The sequence below is a fragment of the Microbacterium sp. bgisy203 genome (genome assembly GCF_057706945.1).
Window position 1 is genome coordinate 24,683 of the sequence record NZ_JBYIPF010000006.1, and the last position, 11,816, is coordinate 36,498.

11 protein-coding genes are annotated in these 11,816 nt (G+C 71.6%); 7 read left to right on the top strand and 4 right to left on the bottom strand.

Annotated elements, in window-relative coordinates:
• Nucleotides 1–4 precede the first annotated feature (4 nt).
• Complete coding sequence (locus AC3ENQ_RS10455) at nt 5–1,846, bottom strand: phosphoenolpyruvate carboxykinase (GTP) (RefSeq protein WP_431804337.1); 1,842 nt, start codon at nt 1,844–1,846, stop codon at nt 5–7.
• A gap of 94 nt (nt 1,847–1,940) precedes the next feature.
• Here AC3ENQ_RS10455 and AC3ENQ_RS10460 point away from each other — a divergent pair, with 94 nt between their 5' ends.
• From AC3ENQ_RS10460 to AC3ENQ_RS10470, 3 genes are all read left to right on the top strand, one after another.
• The gene (locus AC3ENQ_RS10460) at nt 1,941–2,957 is read left to right on the top strand and encodes a diacylglycerol/lipid kinase family protein (protein ID WP_431804338.1); all 1,017 of its coding nucleotides are present in this window, start codon (nt 1,941–1,943) and stop codon (nt 2,955–2,957) included.
• A 54-nt stretch (nt 2,958–3,011) separates the two neighbouring features.
• Nucleotides 3,012–4,355: a cryptochrome/photolyase family protein gene (locus tag AC3ENQ_RS10465; protein WP_431804340.1), complete on the top strand. Its 1,344-nt coding sequence runs from the start codon at nt 3,012–3,014 to the stop codon at nt 4,353–4,355.
• 84 nt (nt 4,356–4,439) lie between these two features.
• Nucleotides 4,440–5,486: an LLM class flavin-dependent oxidoreductase gene (locus AC3ENQ_RS10470; protein ID WP_431804342.1), complete on the top strand. Its 1,047-nt coding sequence runs from the start codon at nt 4,440–4,442 to the stop codon at nt 5,484–5,486.
• 49 nt (nt 5,487–5,535) lie between these two features.
• On the opposite strand, the gene pheA is transcribed toward AC3ENQ_RS10470, so the two are convergent.
• The gene (gene pheA, locus AC3ENQ_RS10475) at nt 5,536–6,510 is read right to left on the bottom strand and encodes a prephenate dehydratase (RefSeq protein ID WP_431804344.1); all 975 of its coding nucleotides are present in this window, start codon (nt 6,508–6,510) and stop codon (nt 5,536–5,538) included.
• Between the two features lie 39 nt (nt 6,511–6,549).
• Here pheA and AC3ENQ_RS10480 point away from each other — a divergent pair, with 39 nt between their 5' ends.
• The 3 genes from AC3ENQ_RS10480 (at nt 6,550) to AC3ENQ_RS10490 (ending at nt 9,638) form a co-directional block, all read left to right on the top strand.
• Nucleotides 6,550–7,203, top strand: a complete 654-nt coding sequence (locus tag AC3ENQ_RS10480) for a hypothetical protein (RefSeq protein ID WP_431804346.1) — start codon at nt 6,550–6,552, stop codon at nt 7,201–7,203.
• Nucleotides 7,204–7,264: 61 nt separating this feature from the next.
• A complete protein-coding gene (pgm, locus tag AC3ENQ_RS10485) occupies nt 7,265–8,908 on the top strand; it encodes a phosphoglucomutase (alpha-D-glucose-1,6-bisphosphate-dependent) (RefSeq protein ID WP_431804348.1) in 1,644 nt (547 codons plus the stop codon).
• A gap of 7 nt (nt 8,909–8,915) precedes the next feature.
• Complete coding sequence (locus AC3ENQ_RS10490) at nt 8,916–9,638, top strand: DUF998 domain-containing protein (RefSeq protein WP_431804350.1); 723 nt, start codon at nt 8,916–8,918, stop codon at nt 9,636–9,638.
• On the opposite strand, the gene AC3ENQ_RS10495 is transcribed toward AC3ENQ_RS10490, so the two are convergent.
• Entirely contained in the window at nt 9,589–9,771 is a 183-nt protein-coding gene (locus tag AC3ENQ_RS10495) for a hypothetical protein (RefSeq protein ID WP_431804352.1), read from the bottom strand. The two genes, AC3ENQ_RS10490 and AC3ENQ_RS10495, sit on opposite strands and share 50 nt — an antisense overlap.
• 60 nt (nt 9,772–9,831) lie before the next feature.
• Here AC3ENQ_RS10495 and galE point away from each other — a divergent pair, with 60 nt between their 5' ends.
• A complete protein-coding gene (gene galE, locus AC3ENQ_RS10500; RefSeq protein ID WP_431804354.1) occupies nt 9,832–10,809 on the top strand; it encodes a UDP-glucose 4-epimerase GalE in 978 nt (325 codons plus the stop codon).
• Between the two features lie 6 nt (nt 10,810–10,815).
• Here the strand turns inward: galE and AC3ENQ_RS10505 are convergent, their stop codons facing one another.
• Nucleotides 10,816–11,766 carry a LacI family DNA-binding transcriptional regulator gene (locus AC3ENQ_RS10505; protein ID WP_431804507.1) on the bottom strand — a complete coding sequence of 317 codons (951 nt, stop codon included), beginning with the start codon at nt 11,764–11,766 and terminating at the stop codon, nt 10,816–10,818.
• Nucleotides 11,767–11,816 lie beyond the last annotated feature (50 nt).

Below are 11,816 nucleotides of genomic sequence, written 5' to 3' on the forward strand. Positions count from 1 at the left end.
CGCCTCACGTCGGGTCGGCGTTCATCTCCCAGTGCGTCGGCGAGCGCCACAGCGCGCTCGTGGTCAGCGAGCGCACCCCTTCCATCTCCTTCGGCAGCCGGTTGTACAGCTTCATGAAGAGGGCCTCGACGTCGAGCAGCTCGTCCGACCAGTCGCGCCGGTTGATCGCCATGCACTGGAAGAACTCCTCCTCGGAGAAGTCGAGACCGGTCCAATCGATGTCCTCGTACCGCGGCATCCACCCGATGGGGCTCTCGAGCCCGAGCGCCCGCCCCCGGGAGCGGGCGACCATCCACTGCAGCACGCGCATGTTCTCGCCGAACCCGGGCCAGAGGAAGTTGCCCTCCTCGTCGCGGCGGAACCAGTTGACCTGGAAGATGCGGGGAGGGTTGCGGAGCTTGCGCCCGAACCCGAGCCAGTGGTTGATGTAGTCGCCCATGTGGTAGCCCGCGAACGGCAGCATCGCGAACGGGTCACGGCGGACGACGCCCTGCGCGCCCGCCGCAGCGGCGGTCGTCTCCGAACCCATCGTGGCGGCCATGTACACGCCGTAGGCCCAGTTGAAGCTCTGCACGACGAGCGGGATCGTCCCCGCACGGCGCCCGCCGAAGACGAACGCGCGCACCAGCACGCCCTGCGGGTCGTCCCACGACTCGTCGAGGGCGGGGTTGAGGGTCGCGGGCGAGGTGAACCGCGAGTTCGGGTGCGCCGCCTTGGTGCCCGACTCGGGCGTCCAGTCGTTCCCCTGCCAGTCGATGAGGTGCGCGGGCTTCTCCTTCGTCATCCCCTCCCACCACACGTCGCCGTCGTCGGTGAGGGCGACGTTCGTGAAGATCGTGTCGGAGCGGAACGATTCCATCGCGTTCGGGTTCGTCTCGTAGGACGTCCCCGGAGCGACGCCGAAATACCCGGCCTCGGGGTTGATCGCGTAGAGCCGCCCGTCCTCGCCCGGCTTGATCCAGGCGATGTCGTCGCCGACGGTCGTGACCTTCCATCCGGCATCCGTGAACGCCGGCGGCGGCACGAGCATCGCGAAGTTCGTCTTGCCGCACGCGCTCGGGAACGCCGCCGCGACGTAGGTCTTCTCACCCTCGGGGTCGGTCACGCCGAGGATCAGCATGTGCTCGGCGAGCCACCCCTCATCGCGCGCCATCACGGACGCGATGCGCAAAGCGAGGCACTTCTTTCCGAGGAGCGCGTTGCCGCCATAGCCCGACCCGTACGACCAGATCTCCCGCGTCTCGGGGAAGTGCACGATGTACTTCTCGTCGTTGCACGGCCACGGCACGTCCTCCTGGCCCGGCGCGAGCGGCGCGCCGACGGAATGCACGCAGGGGATGAACTCGCCGTCCGCGCCGAGCACGTCGAGTGCGGGGCGACCCATCCGCGTCATGATCTTCATGCTCACGACGGCGTAGGGCGAGTCGGTGACCTGCACGCCGATCTGGGCGATCGGCGAACCGAGCGGACCCATGCTGAAGGGGACGACGTACATCGTCCGCCCTTCCATGCACCCCTGGAACAGGCCCTTGAGGGTCGCGGCCATCTCCCGCGGGTCCATCCAGTTGTTGGTGGGCCCGGCGTCCTCCTCGCTGCGTGAGCAGATGAACGTCCGCTCCTCGATGCGCGCCACGTCGCCGGGATCGCTGCGCGCGAGGAAGCTCCGAGGCCGCTTCTGCTCGTTCAGGCGGATGAACGTCCCCGCCTCAACCAGCTCCTCGCACAACGCGGCGTACTCCTCGTCGGAGCCGTCGCACCAGTGAATCGCCTTCGGCGTGCACAGGCGCGCCATCGATGCGACCCAGGCGACGAGCTCCTCGTTCTCGACCCAGTCCGGTGTGTCCATGCCTCGAGCATCCCCCCGTAGCGTGCCCGCGCGCCACCGTCAACGGCGGAAAAATCCGGAGTTCTTACCGTTCCGTTCCCGGTAGGGTGGCCGCATGCCCCGCTCCGACACGGACGACACCGCGCCGGGCGCGGTGCGTCACGCGGCACTGATCTACAACCCGATCAAGGTCGACGCCGACGCACTGCGCGCCCTCGTCACGGAGCACGCCGCCGAGGCGGGCTGGGGTGAGCCCCGCTTCTACGAGACGACCGTGGAGGACCTCGGCGACGGCGTGACGCGCGAGGCGTTGGATGCCGGAGCGGAAGCGGTCCTCGTCGCCGGCGGCGACGGCACCGTCCGCGCAGTGAGCGAGGCGATGGTCGACTCCCCTGTGCCGCTGACGATCCTCCCGAGCGGCACCGGTAACCTCCTCGCCCGGAACCTGCACCTCCCCCTCGACGACGTCGCGATCATGGTCGCGGCGACCTTCGCGGGCGACGTGCACGGCATCGACGTCGGGTTCGCCGAGTTCACCCGGCCCGACGGCGAGCGTGAGGAGCGCGCCTTCGTCGTCATGGGCGGCATGGGGCTGGATGCCGCGATGATCGCGAACACCTCGGGGGACCTCAAGAAGAAGGTCGGCTGGGTCGCGTACGTCGACGGGGCGGCGCGATCGCTCGTGAAGGCGAAGCCGTTCACGCTCATGTACCAGGTGGAGGGGCACCGCATGCACCGCGCGAACGTGCAGAGCGTTCTGTTCGCGAATTGCGGGTCGCTGCCGGCGGGGCTCGAGCTGATTCCCGAGGCATCCGTCGCCGACGGCGACCTCGACATCGTCATCTTCCAGCCGAAGACCGCGTTCGGCTGGCTCGCCGTGTGGCGGCGCGTCGCGTGGGACAACAGCGTGCTCCGACGCTTCCGCGCGGGGCGGAGCATCCTGCGCCTGCGCACGAAGGACAACTCGGTGCGCTACGCGAAGGGCCCCGCGGTGCAGGTCGCGACCGGCGAGCCCCAGCCGGTGCAGCTCGACGGCGACGAGTTCGGCGAGGCGACGGCCGTGAACGTGAGGCTCGCGCCGCGCGCCCTGCAGCTCGCGGTACCGTCGGGCCACACGTCGCCGAACCTCTGACGCACCGCCGTCAAGGGGGTGCGGGCGCGTGCGCCGCCCCGGCACGATGAGAGCATGAGCTCCCCCTCGATCGTCTGGTTCCGCGATGACCTGCGCCTCGCCGACCACCCGGCGCTCCGAGCCGCCGCCGACCGCGACGAACCGGTGATCGGCGTGTACATCCTCGACGAACAGTCCCCCGGCATCCGCCCGCTCGGGGGCGCCGCGAAGTGGTGGCTGCATCATTCGCTCACCGAGCTCGGCGAGAGACTCCGTGAGAAGGGCGGGGGGTTCGTCCTCCGCCGCGGCGCCGCCGCCGATGTCCTTCCGGCTCTCGTCCGTGACACGGGCGCGGGAGCGGTCTTCTGGAACCGCCGCTACGGCGGCGCCGAGCGCGATGTCGACGCCGGGCTCAAGGAGTCGCTGCGTCGGGACGGCGTCGAGGTGTCGTCGTTCCAGGCGTCGGTCCTGTTCGAGCCGTGGACCGTCCGCACCGGCGCGGGCACGCCGTACGGCGTTTTCACCCCGTTCTGGAAGGCGTGCCGACAGCTCCCCGCGCCGCGGAACCCGGTGTCCGAGCCGCGCGAACTGGCGCGGCCGCGGAGCCTTCCGGCATCCGACGACCTCGACACATGGCGCCTGCTGCCGACCGATCCCGACTGGGCCGGCGGCCTGCGCGAACGGTGGACGCCGGGCGAGGTCGCCGCGAAGGCACGACTGCGCGAGTTCCTGCGCGAGGATGCCGCAGGCTACGACCGCGCCCGCGACGAGCCGTCCGCCGGCGCCACCTCGCTCCTCTCCCCTCGTCTGCGCTGGGGCGAGCTCAGTCCCTTCGAGGTCTGGCACGCCGCCGTGGCGTCAGAGGAGAGGGTCGGCGGCTTCCTCTCCGAGCTCGGCTGGCGCGAGTTCGCGTGGCACACGCTCTTCCACTTCCCCGACCTCGCGACGAAGAATCTCCGCAGCGCGTTCGACGCGTTCCCGTGGCCGCGCCTGAAGCCCGCGATGCTCCGCGCCTGGCAGAAGGGCGAGACCGGCGTCCCGCTCGTCGACGCCGGGATGCGAGAGCTCTGGAGCTCGGGCTACATGCACAACCGGGTGCGGATGGTGACGGCATCCTTCCTCATCAAGAACCTCCTCATCGACTGGCGGCGCGGCGAGGAATGGTTCTGGGACACGCTCGTGGATGCCGACGAGGCCAGCAACCCGTTCAACTGGCAGTGGGTAGCCGGATCGGGCGCAGACGCGGCGCCGTACTTCCGGATCTTCAACCCCGAGCTGCAGGCGCAGAAGTTCGACCCGCAGGGACTCTACGTGTCGGAGTGGGCGCCGGACTCCGCCGATCGCGAGCCGATCGTCGACCTCGCCGAGACCCGCCGAGCCGCCCTCGACGCCTACGAAGCGGTCAAGCGCGCCGGGTGAAGGCCGGGTGAAGGCCGGGTGAGCGGGGGTGATCCGGCCGAGGCCGGCGGAATTCCTGGGGAGGCGCGCGGGTTGGAATCGGTGATGACCCCCGCACTCTCCGTCCTCGACCTCGTCTCCGTCCGCACCGGGCAGACCAGCGCCCAGGCGATCGCCGCCTCGCTCGCCCTCGCTCAGCGCGCCGATGCGCTCGGCTACACCCGCTACTGGTTCGCGGAGCACCACAACATGCCCGCCGTCGCATCCACGACGCCGCCCGTGCTGGCCGCTGCGGCCGCGAGCCGCACCGAACGGATTCGCGTCGGGTCGGGCGGCGTCATGCTGCCGAACCACTCGCCGCTCATCGTCGCGGAGCAGTTCGCGGCGCTCGAGGCGATCGCCCCCGGCCGCATCGACCTCGGCATCGGGCGCGCGCCCGGCAGCGACCCGGTGATCACGCAGCTCCTCCGGATGTCGGGGACGACGAGCGAGGTCGACCGGTTCCCCGACCACGTCCGCGACATCCTTGCGCTCACGTCCCCCGAGGGGGCCGGGTACCGCATCGGGGGACGCCCCGAGGGGAACGACGAGTATCGCGTGCATGCGACCCCGTCGGCCGAGGGACGCCCCGAGCTCTGGCTGCTCGGATCGTCGGACTACTCGGCGCAGCTCGCCGCGGCGTTCGGCCTGCCGTACGTTTTCGCGAACCACTTCTCCGGCGAGGGCCTCGACCGCGCGCTCGATCTCTACCGCCAGAACTTCCAGCCGTCGGCGCACCTCGACGCGCCCCGCACCTTCCTGACAGCGAACGCCGTCGTCGCGCCGACGCTCGACGAGGCGGAGGAGCGCATGCTTCCGCAGGCGCGGATGATGGCGCGGCTGCGCACCGGCCGGCCGCTCACGGCCCTTGAGGCGGTGGAAGAGGCGCGGGATGCCGAGGCGAGCGACCACCTCGCCGCGCCGGTGCTCGGGGCGATGCGCGAGCGCTGGTTCGTCGGCGAGCCCGCGGAGACCCGCGCCCGTCTGGTCGCGTTCGCCGCGCGTCACGGCGTCGGCGAGATCATGATCTCGCCGGTCGCGGGGGCGTACGCGTCGGAGCCGCTGGATTCCGCCGACGGCCGCGTGCAGACGCTGGAGCTCCTGGCGGGTTAGGGCGTTTCGACGCGCTCCGCTCGCTCGACGACCGGAGGGACGCGGGGCGTCAGTCCTGCGGCGCGCCGGAGATGAGGCCGCGCAGCCAATCCCGCGCCTCGATGAACACCTCGTCGGAGTACCGCTCCGGGTAGTGCACGATCTGCCGGTCGGCGCGCGGGTACGACCCGAGGTAGATGACCTTCGGGCTGAAACGCCGCAGGCCCAGGAGCGCGTCGGCCATCCGCTCGTCCTCGATGTGCCCGTCGGCGTCGATGACGAACCGATAGCGGCCGAGGGCGTCGCCGACGGGGCGCGAGGCGAGGAGCGACAGGTTGATGCCGCGCGTCGCGAACTGCTCGAGCAGCTCCAGCAGCGCGCCCGGGTACTCCTCGGGCAGCTCGACGATGAGCGACGTCTTGTCGGCGCCGGTCGGCGCGGGCGCCGGCACGGTGCGGCTCACGAGCACGAAACGGGTCACGGCGTTCGCGTTGTCGCCGATCTTCTCGGCGAGAAGCTCCAGGTCGTAGTGCTCGAGGATGCCGGGGGGTGCGATCGCGGCATCCGCATCGCTCACACCGTCGACGATCCCGACGGCCGACGCCACGTTGGATGCCGCGGGCAGGTGCGCGTGCTCGGGCAGGTGCTCGGTCAGCCAGTGCAGGCACTGGGCGTAGGCGACGGGGTGCGCGGCGACGAGCTTCACGTCCTCGATGCGCACGCCGGGCCGCGCGACGAGCACGAAGTCGACGGGCACGAGGTACTCCCCCACGATCCGCAGGCCCGGCATGGTCGCGAGGGCGTCCTGCGCCGTCGAGACCCCGCCGTCGACGGAGTTCTCGATCGCGATCATCGCGGCATCCGACCGCCCCTCGACGACGTCCGAGAGCGCCTCGCCGACGTTGCGCACCGGTCGCCAGATCTGGTCGCGCGCCTCGGGCACCTGGCTGAGCGCGGCCTCCGTGAAGGTTCCGGCGGGCCCGAGGTAGCTGTAGGCGCGGCGGGTCGGGACGGATGCCGCGGCATCCACAGGCTCGGGGGTCACCCGCTCAGCCTAGTCAGGGCATCCCGTACTGTGGAGCGCATGACCGGCCGCCTCGCCTCCGCGCTCGCTGTGACCTCCGCCGCCCTCCTCGCGCTCACCCTCGCCGCGTGCGCGCCCGAGGCGTCGCCGAGCCCGAGCGGTTCGGCGTCGGGGACGACGAAGCCCAGCGCGACCGGCTCGGCGAGCGCGAGCGGATCGGCGACTCCCTCGGAGGCTCCCACCTCGGCCCCGCCCGCCGCCGCCGACTGCCTCCCCGGCACGTGGGTCATGGACCAGGCGAGCCTCGACCGCTTCTACGGCGACGTCAATGCCGCCCTCTCGGGCGCCGGCGTGAGCTTCACCCCGAAGGGGTCGGCGGAGCTCACCCTCGGCGCCGACGGCGCCTTCTCGTGGGCTCCCGCGCTCGAGCTCACCGCCGAGGTCGCCGGCACCCCGATCGTCGTCACGGTCGGCGGGTCGACCTCGGGCACGTACACGGCGACCGCCGACCGACTGACGAGCGACACCGTGTCGGCGGACGGACTGGAGGTCTCCGCCACGATCGACGGTGCCCCGACGGATGCCGGTGAGCTCAGCGACCAGGTCGCGAGCGCCCCCGTCGCCGATTCGGCCTACACGTGCGAGGGCGACACCCTCACCCTCGTGTCCGAGATCGGCGGCTCGCCGGCGAACTCGGTGTTCACCCGGCGCTGAACCGGCCGCGCCCGCGAGGTTCGGTCGTGCCCGCGAGCCGCGTCAGTGCCAGACTGAAGCCATGAGCCGCGCAGGACAGCCCGCCGAAGCATCCGACCTCATCGACATCGATGAGCTGATCGCCGCCTACTACGACCGGAAGCCCGACGTGTCGATCCCCGCGCAGCGGGTCGTCTTCGGCACGAGTGGCCACCGCGGCTCGAGCCTGTCGACGAGCTTCAACGAGGACCACATCCTCGCGACGACGCAGGCCATCGTCGACTACCGCACGTCGCAGGGGATCTCCGGCCCCCTCTTCCTCGGGCGCGACACGCACGGCCTCTCCCGTCCCGCGGAGCGGACGGCGATCGAGGTGCTCGTCGCGAACGGCGTCGATGTGCGCGTCGACTCCCGCGATTCGTGGGTACCCACCCCCGCGCTCAGCCACGCGATCCTGACGTACAACGCCGACCACGGCAACCACGATCCGGGGCGCGCCGACGGCATCGTCGTGACGCCGTCGCACAACCCGCCGCGCGACGGCGGGTTCAAGTACAACCCTCCGCACGGCGGCCCCGCCGACACCGACGCGACCGGGTGGATCGCCGACCGCGCCAACGCCCTCATCGCCGCAGGCCTCGGCGGCGTGCACCGCACGCGCTTCGCCGACATCGACACCGAAACGCTCGGCACCTACGACTTCCGCGAGCACTACGTCGCGGCGCTCGGGAGCATCATCGACGTCGCGGCGATCCGGAAGGCGGGCGTCCGCATCGGTGCCGACCCGCTCGGCGGTGCGTCGGTCGAGTACTGGGCGCTGATCGGCGAGCGGTACGGGCTCGACCTCACGGTCGTGAACCCCGAGGTCGACCCGACGTGGCGCTTCATGACGCTCGACTGGGACGAGAAGATCCGCATGGACCCGTCGTCGCCCTCGGCGATGGCATCCCTCATCGCCCACCGGCATGACTACGACATCCTCACCGGCAACGACGCCGACGCCGACCGGCACGGCATCGTGACGCCCGACGCGGGTCTCATGAACCCGAACCACTACCTCGCCGTCGCGATCGACTACCTGTACGGCCACCGGCCGCAGTGGTCGGCGGATGCCGCGGTCGGCAAGACCCTCGTCTCCTCGATGATCATCGACAAGGTGGCGGCGGCCCTCGGGCGGACGCTCCTCGAAGTGCCGGTCGGGTTCAAGTGGTTCGTGCCAGGTCTGCTCGACGGGTCGGTCGCCTTCGGCGGCGAGGAGTCGGCGGGTGCGTCCTTCCTCCGGTTCGACGGCACCGTCTGGACGACCGACAAGGACGGCATCCTGCTGTGCCTGCTCGCCTCGGAGATCCTCGCGGTCACGGGCAAGTCCCCGTCGCAGCGCTATGCGGAGCTCGAGACCGAGTTCGGCGCGTCGGCCTACCAGCGCGTCGATGCGCCCGCGACGCCGGCGCAGAAGGCGCAGCTCGCGCAGCTGTCGCCGGATGCCGTGACCGCGACCGACCTGGCCGGTGAGCCCATCACGGCGAAGCTCTCGCACGCCCCCGGCAACGGCGCACCGATCGGCGGCCTGAAGGTGCAGACCGAGCACGCCTGGTTCGCCGCGCGCCCGTCCGGCACGGAGGACGTCTACAAGCTGTACGCCGAGTCGCTCCGCGGCCCCGAGCACCTCGCCGAGGTGCAGGCCGAGGCGCGCGCCGTGGTCGCCCAGGCACTCGGGGATCAGTGACGCGCGCGTGACCGGCACCGCGGCCGACGCCTGGCGTCGGGTCTGCTTCTGGATCCTCGGCGTCGGCGCCCTCTCCTACTTCGTCTTCGAGGCGGTGACCGCCGCCGCGTGGCCCGCGCCGGGCTACAGCTACCGCGACAACTACGTCTCCGACCTCGGAGTCCCGCCCGCCGCCGTATGTGGCGAGACCGGCGACCGGTTCGTCTGTTCCCCCGCGTACGGCGTGATGAACACCGGATTCTTCGTCGTCGGCGCGGCGACCCTCGTCGGGCTCCTCGCCCTCGGGACGCTCTTCACCGGGGCGCGCCGCGTCGTCACGATGGCGTTCGCGCTCCTGCAGGGTGTCGGCGTCGCAATGGTCGGTTTCGCACCGGGCTCGTTCGCCGAAGACCTCACGAACGACCAGGTGCAGATGGTCGTCCACTCGCTCGGCGCGCTGTTCGGCATCCTGGGTACAGCCGTACACGCGATCGTGTTCGGCGTGTGGGAGCTGAGCCGCCGATCCGCCGCGCGGCGCGGGTTCGGCATCGCGAGCCTGGTGCTCGGGCTCGCGGCACCCGTGGGCCTCGTGCTTCAGGGCGCCAGCGGGGTGGTGAACCTCGGGCTCGGGCGCGGAGGCTTCGAGCGGATCGGCGTCTACAGCGCGATCCTGTGGCTCGCGCTCATGGCGGCGTACGGGCTTACGGCGCTGCGGCGGCGAGTCGCGCACCGGCGACACGCAACCACCTGACGGGGTCGAGCAGGCTCGCCTCCGCCGACCCGGCGAGATCGGTGAGCGAGAGGGATGCCGTGAAGACTCGGGTGTCGGCATCCGCGGCGATCCGCCCGATGACGACGCGGCGCGTGCTCCGGCGATCGGTCATGTGGCGATCCTACGAGGCGCCCCGGCAGGGCGGCCGGCCCCCATCGGGCAGGATGGACACATGAGTTGGCTGGTCACCGGCGGCGCCGGGTACATCGGAGCGCACGTCGTGCGCGCACTTGCGGCGGCGGGGATCGACCCGATCGTCGTCGACGATCTCTCGAGCGGCCACGCGTCGTTCGTGCCCGACGGCGTGCCGTTCGTGCGCGGCACGATTCTCGATCGCGAGCTCCTGGTCGCCACGATGCGCGAGCACGACGTGGAGGGCGTCATCCACGTCGCCGGCTTCAAGTACGCGGGGGTCTCGGTCGAGCGGCCGCTGCATACCTATGAGCAGAATGTCGAGGGCACACGGGTGGTGCTGCAGGCGATGGCGGATGCCGGCGTGCACAACATCGTCTTTTCTTCCTCCGCCGCGGTCTACGGCACCCCCGACTTCCCCCTCGTCACGGAGGACCTGCCCAAGCGCCCCGCGTCGCCGTACGGCGAGTCGAAGCTCATCGGCGAGTGGCTGCTGCGCGATCAGGGCGTCGCCACGGCATCCTCCGCCCACCCCCTCCGCCACACGTCGCTGCGCTACTTCAACGTCGTGGGCTCCGCGGACGAGAGCGTCTACGACACGAGTCCGCACAACCTCTTCCCGATCGTGTTCGAGAAACTGCTGGCCGGGGAGACGCCGCGCATCAACGGCGACGACTACGACACCGCCGACGGCACGAACGTGCGCGACTACGTGCACGTCGGTGACATCGCCGCCGCCCACGTCGTCGCGGCGCAGCGCCTCGCGGCGGGCGAGCCCGTCGAGCCGGCGTACAACCTCGGTTCGCAGAACGGCCTGAGCGTGAAGCAGATCATGGATGCCATGGCGCGGGTCACCGGCATCCCCTTCACCGCGGAGATCGGGCCGCGGCGCGCGGGCGACCCCGACCGGATCGTCGCGACCGGCGAGCTCGCCGCCCGTGACCTGGAGTGGCAGAACCGCTACACCGTCGACGAGATGGTGCGGACTGGCTGGGAGGCCCGGCGCGCAGCGCTCTGACCTCCGCTACGCACTCGCGCGGCGGACCAGGGTGGGCGTCAGGATCACCGGTGACGCGGCCTCGCCGGCGATCCGCGCGACGAGCGCAGCCACGGCCGCAGCCCCCAGCGCGTCGAAGTCCTGACGGACCGTGGTGAGCGGCGGGCGGTAGTCGGCCGCGTCGGCGACATCGTCGAAGCCCACGACGGCGACGTCGTCGGGAACCGCACGGCCCTGCGCGGCGAGCGCACGGAGGGCCCCGAGCGCCATCTGGTCGTTCGCGACGAAGAGGGCGCGGGCATCGGGCGGCAGGGAGAGCGCCGCCGCGTATCCGGAGGCCGCCGTCCAGTCGCCGGGGAGCGGATCGGGGGCGCTCATCCCGGCATCCGCGAGGGCCTCCCGCCACCCGCGCTCGCGCTCGGACGCCGCATACGACCCGTCCGGGCCGGCGAGATGCCACACCGCTCCCCGGCCGAGGGAGAGCAGGTGCGCGGTCGCGGCGCGCGCTCCCGCCGCGTGGTCGGTCTGGACGATCGCGTACCGACCGTCGGGCGGCGAGTCGACGACGACCACCGCGAGCCCACCCGGCACCGCGACTTCGCGAGCCGCGCGCGTCGCCTCGTTGAGGATGATCGCGCCGTCGACCCCCTGTTCGCGCAGACGCGCGAAGCCGTCGGCCACGGCATCCGGGCCTTCCGCCGTCACGACCGTGAGCGCGAACCCGCGCAGGGATGCCGCCGCCGCGATCGCCTGCAGCATGCGCGAATTGCCGACGGTGGCGAGCGTCGACACGAGCAGCCCGATCGTGTCGCTCCGGCCCGTGCGGAGGGCCCGCGCGGCGCGGTGCGGGCGGTAACCCAGGCGCTCCATCGCCGCCGCGACGCGGGCGCGCGTGACGGGGTCGACCCGCGGGCTGTCGTTGACGACCCGTGAGACGGTCTGGCCGGAGACGCCGGCGGCGGCGGCGACGTCGGCCATCGAGACCCGTCGGTTCATCGGTCGCTCCGTTCACAACTCAGGAGAACTGC

What these genes read in the sequence shown, in the direction of transcription:
- galE (WP_431804354.1), top strand. Translation starts at nt 9,832, where the DNA reads ATGAGTTGGCTGGTCACCGGCGGCGCCGGGTACATCGGAGCGCACGTC.
- AC3ENQ_RS10455 (WP_431804337.1), bottom strand. Translation starts at nt 1,846, where the DNA reads ATGGACACACCGGACTGGGTCGAGAACGAGGAGCTCGTCGCCTGGGTC.
- pgm (WP_431804348.1), top strand. Translation starts at nt 7,265, where the DNA reads ATGAGCCGCGCAGGACAGCCCGCCGAAGCATCCGACCTCATCGACATC.
- AC3ENQ_RS10505 (WP_431804507.1), bottom strand. Translation starts at nt 11,766, where the DNA reads ATGGCCGACGTCGCCGCCGCCGCCGGCGTCTCCGGCCAGACCGTCTCA.
- AC3ENQ_RS10465 (WP_431804340.1), top strand. Translation starts at nt 3,012, where the DNA reads ATGAGCTCCCCCTCGATCGTCTGGTTCCGCGATGACCTGCGCCTCGCC.
- AC3ENQ_RS10470 (WP_431804342.1), top strand. Translation starts at nt 4,440, where the DNA reads ATGACCCCCGCACTCTCCGTCCTCGACCTCGTCTCCGTCCGCACCGGG.
- AC3ENQ_RS10460 (WP_431804338.1), top strand. Translation starts at nt 1,941, where the DNA reads ATGCCCCGCTCCGACACGGACGACACCGCGCCGGGCGCGGTGCGTCAC.
- AC3ENQ_RS10480 (WP_431804346.1), top strand. Translation starts at nt 6,550, where the DNA reads ATGACCGGCCGCCTCGCCTCCGCGCTCGCTGTGACCTCCGCCGCCCTC.
- AC3ENQ_RS10495 (WP_431804352.1), bottom strand. Translation starts at nt 9,771, where the DNA reads ATGACCGATCGCCGGAGCACGCGCCGCGTCGTCATCGGGCGGATCGCC.